This window comes from Methylococcales bacterium (assembly GCA_030949405.1).
Lineage (GTDB): Bacteria > Pseudomonadota > Gammaproteobacteria > Methylococcales > Methylomonadaceae > WTBX01.
On sequence record JAUZSN010000002.1, the window covers coordinates 1,027,027 to 1,048,963 of the forward strand.

Consider the following 21,937-nt stretch of genomic DNA (forward strand, 5'->3'; position numbering starts at 1 on the left):
TCCTCACTTTGTAAATATTGGGGATTTAAAACTGTCCCGCCTTAAGTTGGTAGCCGTATTATTAATTGTATTTGGAGTACGAACTGTATTATTTTTAACATAATTAATTATAGGTATTTTAGAATTCCCCATTTCAGTATTTAAATTTTCAGCTCCTTTAATATTAATATATGCCTTGCTACTTTTTCTACGATCTAGTGAAATTACGCATTCATCATTAATTTTTAAAGACTCATAAGCTAAGAGCTGAAGGTCAAATTTTCCATAGGAATATTCGACAATATGACCTTCAAAATTAAAAAGATACTTAAATTCAGATAAATCATTTTTATTATCAGCATTCAAATAGTTTTCATAGAAATTTCTTTCAAAATTTTTATCTGTTAAATGCGAAACAATATCAAAAATAGCTAATCCTAAATTAGATTTTCCAGAGCCATTGGCTCCATAAATTAAAGCCTTATTAACCGCATTATTTTTTGGCTACCAACTTAAGACGGGACAAAATAAAGAACTAACTGCGATATTCTTGTATCATAGGTTAATGACTAAAAAAACAGAACAACACAGAAAATACGCGCAGCTAGTCACGCAATTATCGCTGAAATTACAACAACAGGCAAGCAAACTGTTCGTAACTTAGCTTCAATTGTTGGTCGCTCAAAAAGCAGTGTGCATCGTCATCGTCAAGCGCAAACAAAGCGAAATCGACATCCTGAATCATCATTATGGGAAACCGAGGCAGGTAGTTCTTGGCAAAGATTAATGGTGTTTTCCGCCTTGTATGTCTTTGGATTAAAGGCAGGCGTAGGTGCAGAGACTTTATCGCTGTTTTTTAAAATGATACGGATTGACACCCATGTGGGCGTATCACCCGACGCACTGCGGACTCAAATCAATAAAATGGAAGTCTTATTGCCTGCAGTTTCAGCAAGAATGCGAAAAAGTGTGAAAAAACAAACACGTAAAGTTGTTGCTGGGCTGGATGAGACTTTTTTCGGCAACTTTATGATTTTAGTTTTAATGGACTTACGTTCTGGCTATCTTTTGTTGGAAGATATTAGCGATGATAGGTGCTACGATACTTGGTATAAAAAGGTTTCGCCACGATTAGAATCATTAGGCATTGAGGTTAATCATGCGATTAGTGATCGCGCTAAGGCGTTGATAAAAATGGCAGTGACGGGGTTTAAGTGCGAATCGGGGGCAGATATTTTTCATGCTCAACAAGATATGAGTCGCTGGTTAGGCGCGAAAATCGGCAGGCGTGCAGCAAGGGCTGAAAAACAGCGGCAAGCAGCGCAAACCGCAGAGTCTACTGTTTCTAAAACGGCAACGATGCAGAAAATTATTGGACTTAAAACAACACGGATAACGGCTGAAAAAGAGCTTGAAGAAGCCAAAAAAATACAAACAGATTATCACGAAAACTTACAAGGGATTGCGGATGAAGTTCATCCTTTTTCACTCAATGATAGTCGTAGAAACGATGCGGAACAGGTTGAGAAGTTGCTAGAGTTAAGAGCGCGAGCCTTTGAAAAAATAGCGGAAAAACAAGGGATTAACGATCATAAAGGCGTGATGAAAAAGTTTCGTAATCAAATAAAACCGTTAGCGGTATCCATCAGTTTTTGGTGGCTTTGGGTACGCGAAACCTTGCAAAATTTGGGGCTTGATGCGGATACCGAATATTGGTTGACCACAACATTATTACCCGTTGTTTATTGGCATCAGAAAATGGAACAAACTAAAAGCCGCAGGTCAAAGGAAAACTATCGAAAAGCTTGGGAAACCGCGTCTGATAAGCTCAAATCAGACCCATTTAGTGCAAAGTTATCAATCAGTGAAATGCAGCGATGGCTAACATTGGCGGAGCATATGGCAAGGCAGTTTCAACGCAGTTCATCTGCGGTGGAAGGGCGAAATGGCTGTTTATCGCAAATGTATCGCAATGGGCGAGGTTTGAATAAAAAGCGATTAAACGCGTTGACGGTCATTCATAACTACGGAATCAAACGTGAGGATGGCACAACCGCCGCCATGCGTTTATTTGATACCGAGTTTCCAGACTTGTTTTCATGGCTACTGAATGAAATGGGCGAGTTACCGCTTCCTAGAAATAGTCGAAAGCGTGTGTTTTCTAACCCTTTGAAATTGCTGGATGTCCCGTCTTAAATTGGTAGCCTATTTTTTATACAGTCAGAATTAAACTGGTAATCATTAGTTCCTGTAAAATCAAAAACAAACTTGTCTTTGAAGCTTTTGAAGTTAGAGACTTCGAATCTTATAAGCATACTGTTTTAAATGATAATCTATAATAAATACAATTCATTGTAGCAAAATATAAATTTCCCGTAAGAAAATTACATCAACTGTACACTCTTAATTTCATCATAAACTCAAAACAGTCAATTCTAAGGCTCTAATTTTGCAATCCTAGTAAGTTAAAATTAATTAATCCGCGTTGCTAACGTTCCACCACCCACAGCTTTCACCGCACAAAATTTAAATTCAGGAATTTTCGCCGAAGGATCTAACGCTTCATTGGTAATTAAATTCGCACTGGCTTCGTTATAACAAAATGCCATAAACATTGAGCCTTTTTGAATCCCTATATCTGCCCGTGCAAAAGCGGTAATTTTTCCACGGCGTGATTCAATCGTCATCAATTCACCCGCTTCAATATTTAATTCGGCTAAATTTTCAGGATGTAAGGTCACCACGGGATCAGGCTCAATCGCATCTAAGGTCGCTGAGTGACGCGTCATGCTACCTGTATGCCAATGTTCTAATTGTCGCCCTGTAATGAAAATCAGCGGATAGTCTTCATCAGGCATTTCATCGGCATGAATATAGTCGGCTGGAACAAATTTACCCCGTCCTGTTACGGTTGGAAAATCATTAATAAAAATAATCGGCTCACCCGCATCGCCTTCATTAGTCAGCGGATAGGTTAAAGAATCCTCAGTTTCCAAGCGATCCCATGTCATCCCCGCAATACTATTCATCGCAAGGCGCATTTCATTAAATACATCCTCAGCCCCTGAATACGTCCAACCACAGCCTAAACGATTGGCAATTTCTTGCAAAATCCATAAATCCTGTTTCGCCTCTCCGGGTGGCTTAACCGCTTGTCGCCCCATTTGTACCCGTCTATCGGTATTTGAGAACGTGCCTGTTTTTTCATAAAATGCCGAGGCAGGTAAAATTACATCAGCAAAACCTGCTGTTTCAGTTAAGAAAATATCTTGCACCACTAAATGCTCTAAAGCAGCAAAGGCTTCACGCGCATGATTTTGATTAGGATCTGACATCGCAGGGTTTTCACCTTGTACATACATTCCAAATACATTTTTCTCTAAAATCGCATGAATCATTTCAACCGTGGTCAAACCTGGTTCAGGATCTAATTTAACGCCCCATAATTTTTCAAAATTCGCTTGTATGGTTGCATCGGTCACAGGTTGATAATCAGGATAAACCATTGGAATCAAACCGACATCCGAAGCCCCTTGAACATTATTTTGTCCGCGTAAGGGATGTAAACCTGTACCAGGTCGGCCTATTTGTCCTGTCATTAAGGCCAAGGCAATTAAACAGCGCGCATTATCGGTTCCATGAATATGTTGTGAAACCCCCATGCCCCATAAAATCATCGACGCTTTTGAGGTGGCATATAAACGTGCCACTTCGCGTAAAGTTTGCGGATCAATACCACAAATCGGCGCGACATGTTCAGGGGTATATTTTTGCAAATGAATCCGCATGGCTTCAAAATCTTCACTGCGGTTTTTAATGAAGTTTTTATCTTCTAAACCTTCCTCCAAAATAACGTGCATAATCCCATTTAATAACGCGACATCGGTATCGGGGCGAAATTGCAATATATGGCTGGCATATTTAGCAATATCAGTCCGATTAGGATCAATAAGGATAATTTTTGTGCCTTTTGCCGCCGCATTTTTCATGAAAGTGGCGGCGACAGGATGATTAACGGTTGGATTTGAACCAATGATAATAATCACTTCCGAATGCGCGACATCTTCAACAGGATTTGAAACCGCACCTGAACCTAAACATTCTAATAAGGCAACGACCGAAGAGGCGTGGCAAAGACGAGTACAGTGATCGACATTGTTTGAGCCAAAGCCAGTACGGATCAATTTTTGGAATAAATAGGCTTCTTCATTACTGCCTTTCGCAGAGCCTAAGCCCGCTAACGCTTTTTTACCTTTTTCATCACGGATTTTTTTAAACCCATTGGCAGCAACGTCTAAGGCTTCATCCCAAGTTGCTTCTCTAAAAACAGAATCCAAATCATTAGGATCAAGTAAAGTCGTTGTTTTAGCGACCCCATCACGACGAATTAAAGGTTTAGTTAATCGTAATGGATTATGAATATAATTGAAACCATAACGGCCTTTAACACAGAGGCGATAATGGTTGGTAAAGCCATCGCGGCCTTCGGTATAGAGAATTTTATTCTCTTTAATATGATATTTAATTAAACAACCCACGCCACAATAAGGGCAGGTGGAATTTACCGTTTTATCAGCGATTTCTAAGCCTTGATTATTCGCAGGCATCAATGCCCCTGTGGGACACGCTTGTACACATTCACCACAAGCAACACAGCTACTCGCCGCCATTGGGTCGGCAATATCAAATACAATTTCAGCATGTGCGCCACGATGTGCAAAACCAATCACATCATTCATTTGTTCTTCACGACAAGCACGCAAACAGCGGGTACATTGAATACACGCATCCATATTCACGGCAATGGCAGGATGCGATAAATCAGCTTCAGGTTGTGATCGGGAAGGAAAACGAGGCTCACCTACCTTTAATTTAGTCACCCACTTATCTAATTCTGAATCGCGTTTATAGGGTGATTCTGCTTGCTTAGGCATGTCAGATTTTAAGAGTTCTAACACCATTTTTTGAGATTTTAACGCGCGTTCACTTTCCGTTTGAACATCCATGCCTTCGGTTGCTTTTCGACAACAAGAGGGGGATAAAACTCGTTCGCCTTTAACCTCAACGACACAAGCCCGACAATTACCATCCGCGCGTAATTTATCAGAATAACAAAGGTGAGGAATTTCTTTACCATGACGTTGAGCAACGTTTAATAAAGTTTCGCCATCCAAAGCGGAGACAGCTTCACCATCTAGGGTAAAATTAACAGTTTTTTCAGTCATAGTGTTTACTTACGTTTAATGATATAAATCAATAGTTGGCATAAAACTAAAATCTTTCAGATTATAAGTGTAAATAGGTATTTTACAGATAATAGCTGTTGCACCTATAATTGCATCAGGAATTTGTAATCCATGACTTAGATTAAAGTTGGTTATTAGCTCAATTGCTTTTTCAGAAATAAGTTGATCTACTTGAATGACATCATAGAAAGCTAATTTCTTTTTCATTTGTAATAATTCCTGCTTATTATTCATCCCCTGATATAATTCCATTAGTGTAATAGAAGAGAGAACAATATTTTCTAAGCCGATATTATTTAAACTTTTTATGGTTGCTTCATGTTCATTAAAAGCATGAATAAAAATATTGGTATCACATAAAATCATCGGATAAACCCTAATTACGTTGCCATGCTTTTTTCCTAATATCCATTAGGTCTCTAGGTTTTCCTTTCCAAATTCCGAATAAAGAACTAGGATTAATATTTTTATCACCATAAGTTATTTTAGGTTTGTAGTTTGCTGTTAATTTAACTAATTGAGAGCTATATTCTTGATTTTCGTCTAACTTTGGTTGCTTAATTTTAAGCTCAAAAGGTATTCCGCCATAATTAATAACTGCTTTTGCAAATAATTTAATCGCTTGCGAAGAACTTAATCCAACTTCTTCACAAATATCAGTAAATTCAGTTTTCATCTCATGGTCAATTTGTGTACTGATTGTATCTATTTTCATAACTTTCCTTTTTAGATTTAATTATAAAAATACAGGCGTTTCAAAAATTAAGGAGAACAGGTTGAACAATATAAGTCTTAATCGTCCCCTCTTTTTTAGCTGCAATATAAGCGGCTTTAATTTTTTTCATTTCTGAAATTTTTATTGTTTTAATTTTAGAATAGTTATTTTTCGAGTTCATTAACAGCTCTCATTTTAACCTATTTGCCAATAATTATTTTTTAAAGAATCATAGCCACGATTTTTTTGGCTACCAATTTAAGACGGGACATCCAGCAATTTCAAAGGGTTAGAAAACACACGCTTTCGACTATTTCTAGGAAGCGGTAACTCGCCCATTTCATTCAGTAGCCATGAAAACAAGTCTGGAAACTCGGTATCAAATAAACGCATGGCGGCGGTTGTGCCATCCTCACGTTTGATTCCGTAGTTATGAATGACCGTCAACGCGTTTAATCGCTTTTTATTCAAACCTCGCCCATTGCGATACATTTGCGATAAACAGCCATTTCGCCCTTCCACCGCAGATGAACTGCGTTGAAACTGCCTTGCCATATGCTCCGCCAATGTTAGCCATCGCTGCATTTCACTGATTGATAACTTTGCACTAAATGGGTCTGATTTGAGCTTATCAGACGCGGTTTCCCAAGCTTTTCGATAGTTTTCCTTTGACCTGCGGCTTTTAGTTTGTTCCATTTTCTGATTCCAATAAACAACGGGTAATAATGTTGTGGTCAACCAATATTCGGTATCCGCATCAAGCCCCAAATTTTGCAAGGTTTCGCGTACCCAAAGCCACCAAAAACTGATGGATACCGCTAACGGTTTTATTTGATTACGAAACTTTTTCATCACGCCTTTATGATCGTTAATCCCTTGTTTTTCCGCTATTTTTTCAAAGGCTCGCGCTCTTAACTCTAGCAACTTCTCAACCTGTTCCGCATCGTTTCTACGACTATCATTGAGTGAAAAAGGATGAACTTCATCCGCAATCCCTTGTAAGTTTTCGTGATAATCTGTTTGTATTTTTTGGCTTCTTCAAGCTCTTTTTCAGCCGTTATCCGTGTTGTTTTAAGTCCAATAATTTTCTGCATCGTTGCCGTTTTAGAAACAGTAGACTCTGCGGTTTGCGCTGCTTGCCGCTGTTTTTCAGCCCTTGCTGCACGCCTGCCGATTTTCGCGCCTAACCAGCGACTCATATCTTGTTGAGCATGAAAAATATCTGCCCCCGATTCGCACTTAAACCCCGTCACTGCCATTTTTATCAACGCCTTAGCGCGATCACTAATCGCATGATTAACCTCAATGCCTAATGATTCTAATCGTGGCGAAACCTTTTATACCAAGTATCGTAGCACCTATCATCGCTAATATCTTCCAACAAAAGATAGCCAGAACGTAAGTCCATTAAAACTAAAATCATAAAGTTGCCGAAAAAAGTCTCATCCAGCCCAGCAACAACTTTACGTGTTTGTTTTTTCACACTTTTTTCGCATTCTTGCTGAAACTGCAGGCAATAAGACTTCCATTTTATTGATTTGAGTCCGCAGTGCGTCGGGTGATACGCCCACATGGGTGTCAATCCGTATCATTTTAAAAAACAGCGATAAAGTCTCTGCACCTACGCCTGCCTTTAATCCAAAGACATACAAGGCGGAAAACACCATTAATCTTTGCCAAGAACTACCTGCCTCGGTTTCCCATAATGATGATTCAGGATGTCGATTTCGCTTTGTTTGCGCTTGACGATGACGATGCACACTGCTTTTTGAGCGACCAACAATTGAAGCTAAGTTACGAACAGTTTGCTTGCCTGTTGTTGTAATTTCAGCGATAATTGCGTGACTAGCTGCGCGTATTTTCTGTGTTGTTCTGTTTTTTTAGTCATTAACCTATGATACAAGAATATCGCAGTTAGTTCTTTATTTTGTCCCGTCTTAAGTTGGTAGCCATTTTTTTTAAATAGCTGAAAATCATCATTACCTACAGATGGAAATTCGGTTTTTATTTCCTGGGATAAAGTATTAATAATTTTTTCGCCTAATAAGTCAGAAAATTGACCTGTTAACGCTTTGTTATACCATTCAACTAACTCATCAATAGTAATAATAGATTGGATTCGACTTTGCCAACCTATTTGGTTTAATAATGAATTAATAGTTGCTTCTTCGGCACTTTTACAAACGATAATAATTTTATTCGCTGTAATTGAGGTCACAATATTTTCCGCTAAATCCTTATCTAAAGATAAATGTTTTATTTGAACAACAGAACCGAAATTAGCATACATGTCTAAACCACGGTCGGCTGCATTTGTAACGCCTACCCTATGAAAATGAGCATCAAGCGATTTTCTATTTACAGACGCGGTTAAGTTTAAAACCTTGTCTGAAAACTCTGAAAATTCATTTAAAATAGCAACCTTATTCAAGTCATAATAAATATCAATTTTTACATTAATTGATGTTGTTAAAACCTCAAATAAGGAATAAACAACAATTTCAAATATTTTATCCAAACTACGTTTTAGACCCGCCTGTAGCCAAAACTGATTTAGGAATACATCTAATTTAAACGCATCTTTTGACGAAATTAAACAATAATTTAAGGCATGTTCAAGTTGTAAATGTTTCTCTTCAAATGCTTTGTAAATATAAGCTTCAACAATACCACCGTATTTTTTGTTTTCTATCCCAAGCAGTGTTAATAAACGAGGAGGAATAGCATTTTCTTCAAATAAATTATCTTGAAACTTTGCGCTTGATGTACTGATTCTCCCAAGAAACTGCATACAGACAACATCTCGCCATTTTTTAGAACGGTTTCGATAGGTTTCAAGATCAGCTAAATTAATATTTAAAGTGGGTTGCGTTCTAGCACAATACAATATTTCAGCTATTTGTATGGGTTTATACAAATGAACTCTTGATTTTTTAATAATTAAATCAAGCGCGTTTTTAGCTTCTGCTAAATTATTAGGCATAATTCCACAAATCCTGTTGTACCGCTATTTTTTTAGCAGGTTTTTTATTTTGAATGCTTTTTCTTATTTCTTTAGCGACAGCTTCAATGACAGGAACAGTAACACTATTACCTACTTGTTTCCTTAAGTGTATATCCGCCACAACAATTTTAAATGAATCAGGAAACCCTTGTAATCGTAGTAATTCTCTTGATGTGGGTCGCCTAACGCCATTAACTAACAAATAATTATAAGACGCGCCTGCTCTCAATGCACATGAATACGTTAAAGCTGAAATATTACCACTTTTATTTTCATGCCATATTGACGGTGTTGGGTAATTTGGCTTAACTTTTTGTTTTCTTTTTTCTCTAATTAAGTTAGAAGCAAAATATTTTTTTTCAACTATTGCATCATCTTCAAGAATATCTGCTAGTTCTGCTCGAACTGTAAAAGGTCGGGGAAATGAAAAAGTGATATTTTCTTGAAAACCCACAATAATCGTTCGCTCTCTTTTCTGTGGCACACCAAAATCAAGTGAATTAAGTACGGTAGAATGTACCCAATAACCCAGATCATTCAAACGCTTTAAAATTATTTGAAAGGTTCGCCCTTTATCATGGGATTGTAAATTTTTTACATTTTCCAACATAAACGCATAAGGACGCTTTACTCTCAATATTTCTTCAATATTAAAAAATAGCGTCCCCCGTGTATCCTCAAACCCTTTTCGTTCACCACAAATACTAAACGCTTGGCAAGGAAAGCCACCTAATAAAATATCATGGTCAGGAATGGTACTTGGTTTTATTTTAGTAATATCCCCATAAGGTTGTTCACCAAAATTAGCTTCATAGGTTTTTTGAGCCTGTTCGTCCCATTCAGATGAAAAAACACACTGTTCACCAACAGATTCAAAACCTAAGCGAATACCACCAATCCCTGCAAATAAATCAATAAATTTCAAGTTATTTTAATTCTTGCGGAAAATATTTAATCATACAACGCAACGGATTCGGCGCAGCTTGTCCTAAACCACAAATAGACGCATCCACCATTACGGATGATAATTCTTCTAATAAATCAACATCCCAGTTTTGATTTTCCATCAGTATCGCTGCTTTCGATGTTCCTACTCGACAAGGTGTACACTGTCCACAGGATTCTTCTTCAAAAAATTTCATCGCATTAATGGCTAATTTTTTCGCACTGTCTTGAGTTGAGAAAATCATGACCGCCGCCGAACCAATAAAGCATCCGTATTGATTTAAAGTATCAAAATCTAAGGGAATATTAGTCATAGAGGCGGGTAAAATACCCCCCCGATGCCCCCCCTTGGAAAATAGCCGTATAACTCATGACCCTCTAACATACCGCCACAATATTCATCAATAAGTTCTTGCAGGGTAATACCCGCTGGGGCTAAATGCACCCCTGCATTTTTAACCCGCCCTGAAACTGAAAAAGAACGCAAGCCTTTACGATCATGACGACCATGCGAACTAAACCATTCAGCCCCTTTTTCTAAAATATCACGAACCCAGTACAACGATTCCATATTATGCTCTAAAGTAGGGCGACCAAATAACCCAACTTCCGCTAAAAAGGGCGGTCTTAAACGTGGCATTCCGCGTTTACCTTCAATAGATTCCACCATCGCTGATTCTTCCCCACAAATATACGCACCCGCGCCACGACGTAAGTGAATAGAGGGAATTTTATAAATGTTTGAAGGGGGATTATTTTCTAACTTGGCAATTTCAGAGCTTAAGATTTGCCGACAACCTGCATATTCATCGCGTAAATAAATATAAATTTCATCACAGCCAACCGTTAACGCAGCAATAATCATGCCTTCTAAGAAACGATGCGGGTCTTGTTCTAAATAATGACGGTCTTTGAATGTTCCTGGTTCACCTTCATCAATGTTGACGGCCATTAATCTAGGCGCGGAAAATCCATTAACAATTCGCCATTTACGCCCTGCTGGGAAACCTGCGCCCCCTAAACCCCGTAAGCCTGAATTTTCCATGATTTTCATCACCGATTCAGCACTCATTTTACCTTCGATTACTTTTTGAGCCGTTTGATAGCCGCCCGCCGCTTTATAATCATCAAAGCTCATATAATCGGTGACAGACGCGGTAATGGCCTTATTCTCAATGGCGGCTAATACAGTTTCAGCGGTCGCATTATTAATCGCATTTTGACCCACAACCGCAACGGGTGCATGTTGACAACGACCAATACACGGTACTTTCTGGATTCTAACGCTTTCCGTATTTAAACCATTTTCTAAGGCCGTTAATAATTTATTCGCCCCCCCTAATTCACAAGCAACGGATTCACAAACTCGGACCGTTAACGCGGGGGGAGGTGTTTGACCTTCTTTTATCACATCGAAATGGTGGTAAAAAGAAGCTACCTCATAAACTTCCGCAGGCGATAGCTTCATTTCATACGCTAAGGCCACTAAGTTTTTTGAGGAGATATAGTGATAAGTATCTTGAATTTTATGTAAATGTTCAATCAGCAAATCTTTTTGTCGAGATGTATCACCTAAAAGTTGTTTAATGTCTTCCAATGCCGCTAAATCAACCGCATGACCTTTCGGCCCTTTACGTTTCTTTTTTTTGATTTGTTCAGGGGATATTTTTATAACTGCCACTCGCCATACCTCCAAAGTATAAGTCGGCTATTTGCAAAAAAATCGTCGCCACGATTTTTTTTGCTTAAAATTTGAGTTGAAATTTTACACACAAAATAGGGCAAAATTTATTGACTGTAACGTACCTATCATCTTTATTCAAGTTATCGACTTTTTAATGACTGAGTAATTTTATCAGGAATCGTCTTGAATTTTAAACATTTACTGATTTATTAAAGACAATTAACCGTTTAACTATTTTTGAAAATAGAGATGAATACGTTACAATGACAAACTAATGATTATACGTAGGTCATGATTTTTAATGTTAATTTGATATTTTTATATTAATTTTCAAAGGGTTATGGGGCATGGTTTATAAATAAGGTTTAACCCGTTATCGAAATGATTAAAAATAATAAAGTATTATTTGTCTTGATAATAATCGTTTTATTTTATTTTTTAGTTACCGTATAAAGGGAGGTTTGATCGCTTTAACGATTGATTAGTTTTAAGAAACAGCTAAGGTGATTAAATAGTTGGGAAGTAATGGAGACGGGGCTTATAAAAAAGCCATCGCTATGAGATGGCTTTATGTTCTAAGTTAAGTTAGTTAAATTTAATTGAGTCAATAATTTTGCGTAACTCGGGACGGCACGTTTCAAATTTTTCCGTATTGGCTGATCCCATTAAATTATAGTAACGATTTTTGGCATCATACAGTTGGTAAATAATACGTTGATGCCCGCCACTTTTACCTTTTTCGACCACTTCCCAACCGATTGTCCGTTGTTTACTGGTGGTTCCTTTGTCATTACGACTTTTGGCGGAAAGAAGTTTGTTGATTTGAATATCTTCTTTAGCCGCTTTTAACGAAGCTTTGACGGATGCAGAAGCAGGGAAACTTTTTCGCATGGGGGTTATATGAAATTGAAAACCACATGAGTTACTAATAGGTGCTTGCATAAACAAGACGCTATCGGAGTCAGGATTTCCACTTTGCTTTGACCATCCCGCAGGAATCGTAAATGAAAAACCATAGGTTTTATTTTTATAGGTTACAGCAGATGTTGATCCTGCGGCTAATCCAGATGATGCGGTTCCCGTTGCAGGACTTACAAGACCGCCAGTGGCAGCCGATCCCAGTGTATTTAATGCTCCCGTTGCTGTTGTTGGAACACAACCACTTGTCAATAAAGCTAGACCGACTGATGTCAGTGTTGCGACACATATTTTTTTCATAATTACCCCTAGTTTAAAAAATTTAAATTGCCTAATGTGATTCGCATTATTCACACGGTTAACATTTGAACGATTATCAAACTCTGGTGTGCGTTTTTTGGTGGGCTTTAGCGATTCCACACCCGATTAATTTTAAATTGTGATAAGTGTCTAACTAATTATCGTTTACTGTCAATTAAAATTAACATTTTTGCGAGGTAATTTAGATTTTTCGGGCCTCTTTTATAATTTCATAAGCTTTGGTGATTTCTTGCGTTTTTTCTTTCGCGAGTGTTAGCATCGTATCAGGTAATCCTTTAGCCAGTAATTTGTCGGGATGATGCTGACTCACTAAAGTGCGATAGGATTTTTTAATTTCGGCATCTGTGCTATTTTTATCCACGGCTAAAACATCATAGGCATCACTTAGGTTTGTTTTTGAATGATAGGCTGATTGTGATTGCTGCTGCTTTTTATAATACGCTTGAAAACGTTGCTGAGCCTCTAACTTACGCTTGATTCTGACATAATGCCGATGAGAAATATTAAATTGTTGGCAAATTTGGGTCAATAACGCTTCTTCGTTGGGATGAATATAACCATCGGCTAAAGCGGCTTGTAATTGGATTTCTAAAAACATTAAAAATAAATGTTTGCGATCAGCACATTCTTGCTGAAAATCACGAAGGGTTTGGGTCAGCGGAAAGTCACTTTTTTTACCCGCTTCAAATAAAGCAATGGCTTGGTTACGTTGTTCAGAAGACAAGCGCATTTGATCCATGACTTTGGTGGCTAAATCAATTTCCTCATGTGAAACAATGCCATCCGCTTTTGCTAAATGTCCCATGACGGAAAAAGTACTGGTAAAAAAGGCGGTTTGTACAGTCTGTTTTTCTTCTAAGTTAATATAACCGAATGAAATCGTCGAAGCTTTATCAATTTGATGCCCCAGTACCCCCCCTAAAATTGCGCCAATGGGGCCTCCACCGATGGCAAAACCTGTTATTGCTCCTAATACTTTACCTTTCCAACTCATGGTTTTTTAAATCCTATTTTGACGCGTTACAAAAAATGATAAAATTAACAAATCAATTATACCTAAAAATACAGTGAGATATTATGAACACTCCTACCGCTCTTTATGAATCGTCTTTATCGTGTTTAAATTTACGTACGAAAGGCAAGGTTCGTGATATTTATGATATAGACGATCATTATATGTTAATTGTCACAACCGACCGACTATCTGCTTTTGATGTTATTTTACCCGAGCCGATCCCAGGAAAAGGGCAGGTTTTAACCCACGTTTCTAATTTTTGGTTTCATAAAACTGAATCTTTAATTGCCAATCATTTAGTGGATATTCCTTTAGAGTCGGTAATGAGTAATAAGGACGATATTGCCCAAGTTAAAGGCCGTGCAATCGTTGTCAAACGTTTAAAACCGCTGTCCGTTGAGGCAATTGTACGCGGTTATTTAATTGGTTCAGGTTGGAACGATTATCAAAAAACAGGGCGCATTTGTGGGATTCAATTACCGACGAATTTACAGCAAGCTCAACAATTACCGACCCCTATTTATACGCCCTCAAGTAAAGCGGAGATAGGCGATCATGATGAAAATATTAGCTTTGATCAAACAGTTGCTTTATTAGGGATAGACATGGCTGAACAGGTTCGAGAAATGAGCCTTAAGCTTTACATACAAGCCGCCGCTTATGCAAAACAACGGGGCATTATTATTGCGGATACTAAGTTTGAATTTGGCGTGGATAGTGAAAATAAGTTACATTTAATTGATGAGGTGTTAACCCCTGATTCATCACGTTTTTGGCCCGCTGAGCAGTATAGAATTGGGATGAGTCCACCCAGTTTTGATAAGCAATACATTCGTGATTATTTAGAGTCCTTAGATTGGGATAAAAAAGCCCCTGCGCCTTTATTGCCTGAAGCGGTTAGATTACAATGTGCTGAAAAATATCGTGAAGCGGAAATTAAACTAACGCGTTGATACATTATGGGTTTCAAAATTAATAGACTAGAGATACGGTGCATCGTATCTCTACAGTAATTTAAATTGAACCCAATAATTTTATAAAATAACGAGGGTGAGTAAGGTAACTTCAACTAATTCAACCGTTGCCCCGTAAACATCTCCCGTGACTCCGCCTAAACGTTGCAAGGATAATCGACGAATTAAATAAATGATAAGACCTGTAAACAAAAGTTCCATCAACCCGATAACATAACAACCAATCAAAACACTGAGGCTTAAAATAATAAGGGCGGCTATTTTAGGAAAATAAGCATTTAATGTTTTTGCTAATCCTTGAGGACTCACGTAGGGCGTTGACAGCATTAAGGCTAAAATAGCCGACCGTCCTAAAGCAGGAATTAGGATTAAATACCCTAAAAAATCAGGTTGGATCAATAAACGTGATAAGGCAACCCATTTAAGTAACAACAGTAAAACTAAAATAACGACAGCAATTGCCCCTGAACGAGGATCTTTCATAATCGCCAGACTACGTTGCGGACTTTCTAATCCTCCTGCCCAAGCATCGGCACAATCGGCAAGTCCATCTAAATGCAATCCGCCTGTAATGGCGACCCATACCATTAAAATAAGGGCGGCATTAACGGTGAAATGTGTTTCCACTAGCAGGAAGGCGATGAAGGCTATAAGAGAACCGATAATTAAACCCACGATAGGGTAAAACAAAACAGTTTGTCCCCATTGTTTATCACTAACAACGCGGTTAAAAGTGATTGGAATACGCGTTAAAAATTGCAAGGCTAACAAAAATGAGCTTACGACGTTAAGTTGGGTTAAGCGCATCAATTAAAGCCTCTGTTGTTTGGGGTCTTTTTGCGGGTTGTATTTCAGTTGCCCAGTCAATAGCCTCAAGTAAATAAGTCGGTAATTTACGTTTATAGGCTTTGGTGGCAGGAATGGTGACATCGTGTTTAATTCGTTCAGGTGAAGGTTGCATCGCTTTACAATCTAAGCACGATCGCATACTGGCACCAATCGCATAAATATCAGTCCATGGGCCTATTCGGGTTTTATTTCGGTATTGTTCAATGGGTGAAAAACCATGAGTAATCACTAGAGGTTGATTATTAGTCAGCTCCGACATTTTTTTTATCGCACCAAAATCAAGTAATAATGGCGAATTTTCAGGACGAATTAATATATTCCCAGGTTTAATATCCAAATGTAGCATTTTTTGAGCATGTATTTTACTCACGCCCCCCAATAAATCAGTAAAAACTCGGACTAAAAAATCCTCGGTCATAGGAATTATTTTATTGGCAACAATCTTATTTAACCCTAAGCCATAATCGTAATTCATCACCATATAAACGGTTGCATTGGCTTTAAAAAAGTTAGTGACGGCAACAATGTTCTTATGCTTTAATTGTGACAGAACTCGGGCTTCTTCAAAAAACAACGCCAGTCCTTTATTAAAGAGCAGTTTATCTTCTTTACTATTGGGAACAACCACATTGTTCCACGTTCGGTGGGCTTGTTTTCTAGGCAGAAACTCTTTAATGGCGACTTGAGTTTGGTCTTTTAGTCGTCTAGCCAAGTAAACTGAACTAAATCCGCCATGGGCTAATTCTCGCTCAATCATGTATTGATCTAAAATAGTGCCTGATTGTAAATAGTTCCATTTAGTAAGATAAGTTTTTGGATCGTAATATTCAGCCATTATATTGAAAAAGGTAATCTGTAAAATGATAAAAAGTATGACCGCGTTTTCTAATAGCGAAGCGCAAATAGGCAGTTTAACGATAAATTGTGAACTTCGCTCAGTTAATCACCGTTATTGTGATGTTTCTTTTAAGCTACCTGAACGCTTACGCTTTCTTGATGCTGATTTACGTCGTCTAATAACGACTGCTATTAAGCGCGGTAAAGTTGAATGCAGTTTAAATTATAAAAAACACGGAGGCAATCAAGGGTCGTTTGATATTAATGAAAATGCAGTGGTGGCCTTATTAAAGGCAACGACTAATATTGAAGATTTAATGGGGAGTTCGCCCCATTTTTCAGCGTTAGAGATCTTGGCCTTTCCAGGAATTCAACAAGAACAAGAACTGGATAAGGATGCCTTGAAATCGGGGGTTAAGGCTTTGGTCAATGAGGCGATCCTTAAAATGATCGAAGCCCGCGAAATTGAAGGACAAAAACTTAAGGTCTTGCTGGAGCAACGCTGTGAAAAAATATCGGAGCAGCTACAGTGCGCTCATCAAAAAATGCCTGAAGTAATAAGCACACTACGTCAAAAAATGAGTGAAAGAATTAATGAGTTAGTGGCAGAGCCTAATTTTGACCGTTTTGAACAAGAAATGGTCTTTATGATGCAAAAATTGGATGTTTGTGAAGAGTTAGAGCGGTTAGAGGCGCATATTAGTGAAGTTAAACGGGTTTTACAACAACAAGAACCCGTTGGCCGTCGATTAGATTTTTTGATGCAAGAAATGAATCGAGAGGCCAATACGTTAGGCTCTAAATCAGCTGATAAGGTGATAACACAAATATCCATTGAACTTAAAGTATTGATTGAGCAAATGCGTGAACAAATTCAAAATATTGAGTAACTAATTGATTATGAGTTAGTCGAAAAAATTATTTTTTTACGCGAGTTTTTTGTATAAATTTTTACGAATAGTGGCGTAATAATCACGGGGATTTTCGCCCTTAATTTTTAGATCAATCAAATCATGATGATAGTCAACCTCAATCAATGCTGAGCAATTAAACTCCGTTTCAGTTAATAGAAAACAGGTACGACTACTTTTATCAAAATTTATCTGTGCGTAAAATTGAGTTATAAAACGAAAAATAAACAGTTCATCTAAAAAGTTATACTGAATTTGAAATTGTAAGGCCTCGCTGTCATCAAAGTTAATATCTAAGGGCTGCTCACGTAAACGCTGAGGAATTAAAACTCGGCTCTCATCAATGGGACAGCTAAGATAAAATCGTTTGAGTAGGGTCATTAAATAATTCTGTTCTTTGGGCGAATAATTAGCATTCTCGATGATTTTTAACGTGATTGATACATCATCTAAGGCTAACTCGGCGGAATCATCTGAAATTAAATTCGTGGTTGTAATGGCATATAACCCGTTGATTAACCAGTTAGGCTCAAAAATATAATCAATATCTGGGGTTAATTCTTTAAAATAAACAACCTTACCTAAATCATGCAGCAATTGAAGTAAATTTTTCTGCATTTTAGGCTCTTTTAACCCGTGTTTATAACAAATATCAGTATAGGTTTCATACGCAAGACAGACGTTATTTTTTTGCTGTTTTTCGAGGGCTTCCTTTATGTAAAACGCACTGAGTGATAACGGCTTACGAAACGAAGGAACATGTTGATAGGCCGTCACTAACCCTTGTTTAAAAACATCTAACCCAACCCCTTGTGAGGATGAAACGGGATAAATGCCGCGTAAACCTTTATAGCGATGGAGTAAATAATCACGCTGAAGATCGTAACTATTTTCTTCGTCAAATTTATTCAATACAATGAGAATTAACGAATTTTCCCCAAGCTGTTCAATTCGGCGTAACCAACGTTCTTCATGCCGTTGTTTACGATTATCAAGGACTAAGATGTATAAGCTATGCTGAGAAAAAAATAATTTATGGGTGGGTAATAAGCATGGATCGCCTCCAAAATCCCATAAATTGACGCAAATTTCATCATGCTCCCACGTATCTATATTGATTCCTAGTGTTTGTAACGGCTGAGATTCAAACGGTAAATTACGCAACGCTTTACTTAACGAGGTTTTACCTACCCCCAAATCCCCAACAATCAACACTTTAACTTTATTTAAAGCTCGCTCTTGCTGGCTTTCAAAAAAATTTTTAATGCCTCGATTGCCTTCTCTAATCACGTCGGGTGGAGGCGATTCAATAGGGTTCGCAATGACGCTAATGCCATGCCCGCCATTACTCCATTTTATTGCTAAATTAAAATTAAGAATCCATTTAGGAAGAATTGTAATCTGATTATCACTTAAATAAAGATGGGTTAAGAACTTAAGTTCTTTTAACGAATTAATACAACTAATTTGATTTCCTCTCAAATTAAGCTGAGTTAATTTAGTCAGGTCTTTAAGGACAGATATATCGCTAATTTCATTCGATTCTAAATGTAAATGGGTTAAGGCGGTTAATTTTTTTAAGACCGAAATATCATCAATTCGATTTGCCCTTAAATCAAGTAAGCGTAACAAATTGAGGTTTTCAATAATATGAATCGTTTTTATTTTATTAGCATTTAAATGAAGCTCGGTTAAGGCCGTAAGCTTGATTAAGGGATGAATATCATCGATTTGATTTGAACTTAAAAAGAGTTTTGTTAATTTGTTATGATCCGCAAGTTCGGTAATATTGCTAATTTTATTAAATCTTAAATCCAACTCGGTTAATTCATTCATTGTACTTAAAATGGATAATGAATTAATTTGGTTGTCACTTAAATCAAGATGGGTTAACTGGCCTAAAGTTTTTAATGGTTCAAAACAGGTAATAGGGTTGGAACTTAAGTTAAGTTTTTTAAGATTTTTTAAATGAGATAATACTTTAATATCAATAATATCATTGGCTTGTAAATTTAAACTTTTTAAATTTTTAAGGGATTTTAAGGCACCAATGTCGTTAATTTCATTTTTTTGTAAATTTAATTCATCGAGTTGATTGAGTTTTTTAAGCGGCTGTAATTCGACAATTTTATTCAGGGTTAAATTAAGCTTAGTCAAATTAAGTAATGACTTAACAAGATAACACTGGGTTAATTTATAATTTTGTAAATTTAAACCGATGACGTGTTGCTCATCATTTAAAACGTAACATCCACGGGCATGGGTGTTCATAATTTCTACATACAAGCAGAGCCTTAATTCCTCACCTATTTGTTTTTCTAAGGCTTTAATAATATCTAAATCGGACATAATTGTTTAAAATCTCTGTTTAACACGACGTTTGCTTTTAAGGAATAAGAGCGTGATAACCCCCGAAAGTTGCCTACAAAATCAAATGAGATTTTGGCTGTTATTAAATGTTTATTCCTAAGTGTAATCTAAGTAAATAATTTTGGGTGTCTAAAAATTTTTCTCTCAAAGGCGAGGGAGGTTTATTCATTCTAACCGCCTATCATCGACTCAAAAAAAACTATGTCAATAAAAGAACGTTTTATCACATTACCACAATATATTTTACCGCATCATGCCTTATCAAAATTGATGTGTTTATTTACTCATTGTAAATACAAAGCGTGGAAAAATTGGATGATTAGCACCATCATTAAAATTTATAAGGTAAATATGAGTGAAGCCCGTGAGCCAGATATTAACGCTTATGCTAGTTTTAATCATTTTTTTACACGAGAGCTTAAAGAGGGCGCACGCGTTATTGCTCAAGAAAATAAGGGGATTATATCACCCGCTGATGGTGCGGTGAGTCAGGCTGGTTTGATTCGTGAGGGGGCTATTTTTCAGGCAAAGGGCAAAAGTTTTACAGTAACCGATTTACTTGGCGGCGATGAACTACGAGCAAAACCGTTTAATGAGGGACTTTTTAGTACGATTTATTTATCCCCTAAAGATTATCATCGTTTACACATGCCAATAACAGGTAAATTAAAAGAAATGATTCATGTTCCTGGGCGTTTATTTAGCGTTAATGCGGCAACGGCTCGGAGTGTTCCCCAATTATTTGCGCGAAATGAGCGGGTTGTTTGTATTTTTGAGACCGAAATTGGCGAGATGGCGTTAATTTTAGTGGGGGCTATTTTTGTTTCAAGTATTGAAACGGTTTGGCAGGGAGTAATAACGCCGCCGACTATTTCAGACGTGCGTCATTGGAGCTATGGTGATGATGCGCCTGTTCTAAAAAAAGGCGATGAAATGGGGCGGTTTAACATGGGGTCAACAATTATTGTTTTATTTGCTAAGAATAAAGCGTCATGGAAAGAAACGTTTGTTGCAGGAAAAGCGATAAAAATGGGTGAATCAATAGGGACAATGAATCTTTAACGTTTAAAAAAGCCGTCTACGTGACGGCTTTTTTACATTATAAATGGGATCGACTAAAAAGGAACATCGTCAACAAACTCATCAGCGGCAGGTGACGGTTTATTTGCGGGTTGTTGCACGGGTTGAGATTGATTAAATGAAGGATTTTGTGGTTGTTGAACAGGGGGCTGTTGTACGGGCGGTTGTTGCACGGGTGACTGCTGCACAGGCGGTTGCTGTGTTTGGGGTTGTTGAGTGAATTGATTAACAGGTTGGTTAATAGGCGGTGTTTGATAACCTTGTTGTTGAACGGGCTGATGAACTTGCTGCGTTTGTTGGGGCTGTTGAAAGTTTTGTTGCGGTGTTGGCTGATTAAATTGTTGTGTTTGTTGGGCTTGCTGAGGTTGTTGAAAATTTTGATTCGCTTGAGGGGCTGCATTCGTTGCTTGAGGAGCCGCATTCGTCGCTTGCTGACCAAACTCAGCCGTTCCCCCTGCACGAGAATCTAACATTTGCATTTGATCAGCAATAATATCGGTTGAATAATGATCTTGTCCATTTTTTTGATATTTGGAGGTTTTTAATCGCCCTTCAACATAGATTTTACTGCCTTTTTTTAAATATTCGCCAGCAATTTCGGCTAATTTAAAATTACCGATATTGAAGAACGTAATTCTATGCCATTCTGCTTCTTCACGTTGCTCACCCGTATTTCTATCTTTCCATCGACGACTAGTGGCAATACGAACACTTGTGACAGTATCACCATTGGACATATAACGCACTTCTGGGTCAGCCCCTAAATTGCCAATCAACATAACTTTGTTGAGCATTGTTTTCTCCGTAAAAAATAAACGTAAATTAATGATTAATTTTGGGGAACTATCTTCGCATTTTTTACGTTTTTTTACCATAAGAATACCATCTTGAAATAGATAAAATGAGCTATCAAAATAAAAAAGGATTTTATTAGAGTGAATTTTTAAATGCCGCCTTTAAAATGGGCTGTTTTTAAGGTTAAGGTTTAATGAAAACGAATAATCAGGAAGTTTAAACGGACTTCTAATCGGTCTTCATGGGGTACGAGCTACCGAGGCATTTGGTTTTATGCGACAATGTAAAATAATT

At 37.5% G+C, this 21,937-nt stretch carries 23 protein-coding genes; 4 read left to right on the plus strand and 19 right to left on the minus strand.

Annotated features, from left to right (window positions below):
- Positions 1–3: 3 nt before the first annotated feature.
- Positions 4–453, minus strand: a complete 450-nt coding sequence (locus tag Q9M50_05465) for a hypothetical protein (GenBank protein ID MDQ7090078.1) — start codon at positions 451–453, stop codon at positions 4–6.
- Positions 454–672: 219 nt separating this feature from the next.
- Here Q9M50_05465 and Q9M50_05470 point away from each other — a divergent pair, with 219 nt between their 5' ends.
- Positions 673–2,175 carry a DUF6399 domain-containing protein gene (locus Q9M50_05470; GenBank protein ID MDQ7090079.1) on the plus strand — a complete coding sequence of 501 codons (1,503 nt, stop codon included), beginning with the start codon at positions 673–675 and terminating at the stop codon, positions 2,173–2,175.
- Positions 2,176–2,450: 275 nt separating this feature from the next.
- Here Q9M50_05470 and fdhF read toward each other — a convergent pair whose 3' ends face one another.
- The 14 genes from fdhF to djlA form a co-directional block, all read right to left on the minus strand.
- Positions 2,451–5,204, minus strand: a complete 2,754-nt coding sequence (gene fdhF / locus Q9M50_05475) for a formate dehydrogenase subunit alpha (GenBank protein ID MDQ7090080.1) — start codon at positions 5,202–5,204, stop codon at positions 2,451–2,453.
- 15 nt (positions 5,205–5,219) lie between these two features.
- Positions 5,220–5,591: a type II toxin-antitoxin system VapC family toxin gene (locus tag Q9M50_05480; protein MDQ7090081.1), complete on the minus strand. Its 372-nt coding sequence runs from the start codon at positions 5,589–5,591 to the stop codon at positions 5,220–5,222.
- Positions 5,592–5,601: 10 nt separating this feature from the next.
- Complete coding sequence (locus Q9M50_05485) at positions 5,602–5,940, minus strand: type II toxin-antitoxin system RelB/DinJ family antitoxin (protein MDQ7090082.1); 339 nt, start codon at positions 5,938–5,940, stop codon at positions 5,602–5,604.
- Between the two features lie 40 nt (positions 5,941–5,980).
- Positions 5,981–6,121: a hypothetical protein gene (locus Q9M50_05490; GenBank protein MDQ7090083.1), complete on the minus strand. Its 141-nt coding sequence runs from the start codon at positions 6,119–6,121 to the stop codon at positions 5,981–5,983.
- A 77-nt stretch (positions 6,122–6,198) separates the two neighbouring features.
- Positions 6,199–6,864 carry a DUF6399 domain-containing protein gene (locus Q9M50_05495; GenBank protein MDQ7090084.1) on the minus strand — a complete coding sequence of 222 codons (666 nt, stop codon included), beginning with the start codon at positions 6,862–6,864 and terminating at the stop codon, positions 6,199–6,201.
- Entirely contained in the window at positions 6,858–7,199 is a 342-nt protein-coding gene (locus Q9M50_05500) for a hypothetical protein (GenBank protein MDQ7090085.1), read from the minus strand. Before Q9M50_05500 ends, Q9M50_05495 begins: the two co-directional genes overlap by 7 nt.
- Positions 7,200–7,258: 59 nt before the next feature.
- Complete coding sequence (locus Q9M50_05505) at positions 7,259–7,423, minus strand: hypothetical protein (protein MDQ7090086.1); 165 nt, start codon at positions 7,421–7,423, stop codon at positions 7,259–7,261.
- Positions 7,404–7,700, minus strand: coding sequence for a hypothetical protein (locus Q9M50_05510; protein MDQ7090087.1), 297 nt, complete (start codon positions 7,698–7,700; stop codon positions 7,404–7,406). Before Q9M50_05510 ends, Q9M50_05505 begins: the two co-directional genes overlap by 20 nt.
- Before the next feature lie 29 nt (positions 7,701–7,729).
- On the minus strand, positions 7,730–8,923 hold the full coding sequence (locus Q9M50_05515) for a HaeII family restriction endonuclease (protein MDQ7090088.1): 1,194 nt from the start codon (positions 8,921–8,923) through the stop codon (positions 7,730–7,732).
- Positions 8,916–9,869: a DNA cytosine methyltransferase gene (locus Q9M50_05520; protein MDQ7090089.1), complete on the minus strand. Its 954-nt coding sequence runs from the start codon at positions 9,867–9,869 to the stop codon at positions 8,916–8,918. Before Q9M50_05520 ends, Q9M50_05515 begins: the two co-directional genes overlap by 8 nt.
- Before the next feature lies 1 nt (position 9,870).
- On the minus strand, positions 9,871–10,203 hold the full coding sequence (locus tag Q9M50_05525) for an NADH-ubiquinone oxidoreductase-F iron-sulfur binding region domain-containing protein (GenBank protein MDQ7090090.1): 333 nt from the start codon (positions 10,201–10,203) through the stop codon (positions 9,871–9,873).
- Positions 10,200–11,570 carry an NAD(P)H-dependent oxidoreductase subunit E gene (locus tag Q9M50_05530; GenBank protein ID MDQ7090091.1) on the minus strand — a complete coding sequence of 457 codons (1,371 nt, stop codon included), beginning with the start codon at positions 11,568–11,570 and terminating at the stop codon, positions 10,200–10,202. The genes Q9M50_05525 and Q9M50_05530 overlap by 4 nt, the downstream gene beginning before the upstream one ends.
- 588 nt (positions 11,571–12,158) lie before the next feature.
- Positions 12,159–12,791, minus strand: coding sequence for a PsbP-related protein (locus Q9M50_05535; GenBank protein MDQ7090092.1), 633 nt, complete (start codon positions 12,789–12,791; stop codon positions 12,159–12,161).
- Positions 12,792–12,993: 202 nt separating this feature from the next.
- Complete coding sequence (gene djlA, locus Q9M50_05540; protein MDQ7090093.1) at positions 12,994–13,806, minus strand: co-chaperone DjlA; 813 nt, start codon at positions 13,804–13,806, stop codon at positions 12,994–12,996.
- Positions 13,807–13,889: 83 nt separating this feature from the next.
- Between djlA and Q9M50_05545 the strand changes: the two genes are divergently transcribed.
- On the plus strand, positions 13,890–14,780 hold the full coding sequence (locus tag Q9M50_05545) for a phosphoribosylaminoimidazolesuccinocarboxamide synthase (protein ID MDQ7090094.1): 891 nt from the start codon (positions 13,890–13,892) through the stop codon (positions 14,778–14,780).
- Positions 14,781–14,861: 81 nt separating this feature from the next.
- On the opposite strand, the gene cobS is transcribed toward Q9M50_05545, so the two are convergent.
- Both cobS and Q9M50_05555 read right to left on the minus strand, forming a co-directional pair.
- Positions 14,862–15,608, minus strand: a complete 747-nt coding sequence (gene cobS / locus Q9M50_05550; protein ID MDQ7090095.1) for an adenosylcobinamide-GDP ribazoletransferase — start codon at positions 15,606–15,608, stop codon at positions 14,862–14,864.
- Complete coding sequence (locus tag Q9M50_05555; protein MDQ7090096.1) at positions 15,589–16,485, minus strand: serine/threonine-protein kinase; 897 nt, start codon at positions 16,483–16,485, stop codon at positions 15,589–15,591. The genes cobS and Q9M50_05555 overlap by 20 nt, the downstream gene beginning before the upstream one ends.
- A 25-nt stretch (positions 16,486–16,510) precedes the next feature.
- Between Q9M50_05555 and Q9M50_05560 the strand changes: the two genes are divergently transcribed.
- Positions 16,511–17,377, plus strand: coding sequence for a YicC/YloC family endoribonuclease (locus tag Q9M50_05560; GenBank protein MDQ7090097.1), 867 nt, complete (start codon positions 16,511–16,513; stop codon positions 17,375–17,377).
- 36 nt (positions 17,378–17,413) lie between these two features.
- Here the strand turns inward: Q9M50_05560 and Q9M50_05565 are convergent, their stop codons facing one another.
- Entirely contained in the window at positions 17,414–19,747 is a 2,334-nt protein-coding gene (locus tag Q9M50_05565) for a leucine-rich repeat domain-containing protein (protein MDQ7090098.1), read from the minus strand.
- A gap of 222 nt (positions 19,748–19,969) precedes the next feature.
- Between Q9M50_05565 and asd the strand changes: the two genes are divergently transcribed.
- Positions 19,970–20,830 (plus strand): archaetidylserine decarboxylase, encoded by an 861-nt coding sequence (gene asd / locus Q9M50_05570; protein ID MDQ7090099.1) that lies wholly within the window; start codon positions 19,970–19,972, stop codon positions 20,828–20,830.
- Positions 20,831–20,883: 53 nt separating this feature from the next.
- Here asd and ssb read toward each other — a convergent pair whose 3' ends face one another.
- A complete protein-coding gene (gene ssb / locus Q9M50_05575; protein MDQ7090100.1) occupies positions 20,884–21,642 on the minus strand; it encodes a single-stranded DNA-binding protein in 759 nt (252 codons plus the stop codon).
- Between the last annotated feature and the right edge of the window lie 295 nt (positions 21,643–21,937).

What these genes read in the sequence shown, in the direction of transcription:
- fdhF (MDQ7090080.1), bottom strand. Translation starts at nt 5,204, where the DNA reads ATGACTGAAAAAACTGTTAATTTTACCCTAGATGGTGAAGCTGTCTCC.
- Q9M50_05480 (MDQ7090081.1), bottom strand. Translation starts at nt 5,591, where the DNA reads ATGATTTTATGTGATACCAATATTTTTATTCATGCTTTTAATGAACAT.
- Q9M50_05485 (MDQ7090082.1), bottom strand. Translation starts at nt 5,940, where the DNA reads ATGAAAATAGATACAATCAGTACACAAATTGACCATGAGATGAAAACT.
- Q9M50_05490 (MDQ7090083.1), bottom strand. Translation starts at nt 6,121, where the DNA reads ATGAACTCGAAAAATAACTATTCTAAAATTAAAACAATAAAAATTTCA.
- Q9M50_05500 (MDQ7090085.1), bottom strand. Translation starts at nt 7,199, where the DNA reads ATGGCAGTGACGGGGTTTAAGTGCGAATCGGGGGCAGATATTTTTCAT.
- Q9M50_05515 (MDQ7090088.1), bottom strand. Translation starts at nt 8,923, where the DNA reads ATGCCTAATAATTTAGCAGAAGCTAAAAACGCGCTTGATTTAATTATT.
- Q9M50_05525 (MDQ7090090.1), bottom strand. Translation starts at nt 10,203, where the DNA reads ATGACTAATATTCCCTTAGATTTTGATACTTTAAATCAATACGGATGC.
- Q9M50_05535 (MDQ7090092.1), bottom strand. Translation starts at nt 12,791, where the DNA reads ATGAAAAAAATATGTGTCGCAACACTGACATCAGTCGGTCTAGCTTTA.
- djlA (MDQ7090093.1), bottom strand. Translation starts at nt 13,806, where the DNA reads ATGAGTTGGAAAGGTAAAGTATTAGGAGCAATAACAGGTTTTGCCATC.
- Q9M50_05545 (MDQ7090094.1), top strand. Translation starts at nt 13,890, where the DNA reads ATGAACACTCCTACCGCTCTTTATGAATCGTCTTTATCGTGTTTAAAT.
- cobS (MDQ7090095.1), bottom strand. Translation starts at nt 15,608, where the DNA reads ATGCGCTTAACCCAACTTAACGTCGTAAGCTCATTTTTGTTAGCCTTG.
- Q9M50_05555 (MDQ7090096.1), bottom strand. Translation starts at nt 16,485, where the DNA reads ATGGCTGAATATTACGATCCAAAAACTTATCTTACTAAATGGAACTAT.
- Q9M50_05560 (MDQ7090097.1), top strand. Translation starts at nt 16,511, where the DNA reads ATGATAAAAAGTATGACCGCGTTTTCTAATAGCGAAGCGCAAATAGGC.
- Q9M50_05565 (MDQ7090098.1), bottom strand. Translation starts at nt 19,747, where the DNA reads ATGTCCGATTTAGATATTATTAAAGCCTTAGAAAAACAAATAGGTGAG.
- asd (MDQ7090099.1), top strand. Translation starts at nt 19,970, where the DNA reads ATGTCAATAAAAGAACGTTTTATCACATTACCACAATATATTTTACCG.
- ssb (MDQ7090100.1), bottom strand. Translation starts at nt 21,642, where the DNA reads ATGCTCAACAAAGTTATGTTGATTGGCAATTTAGGGGCTGACCCAGAA.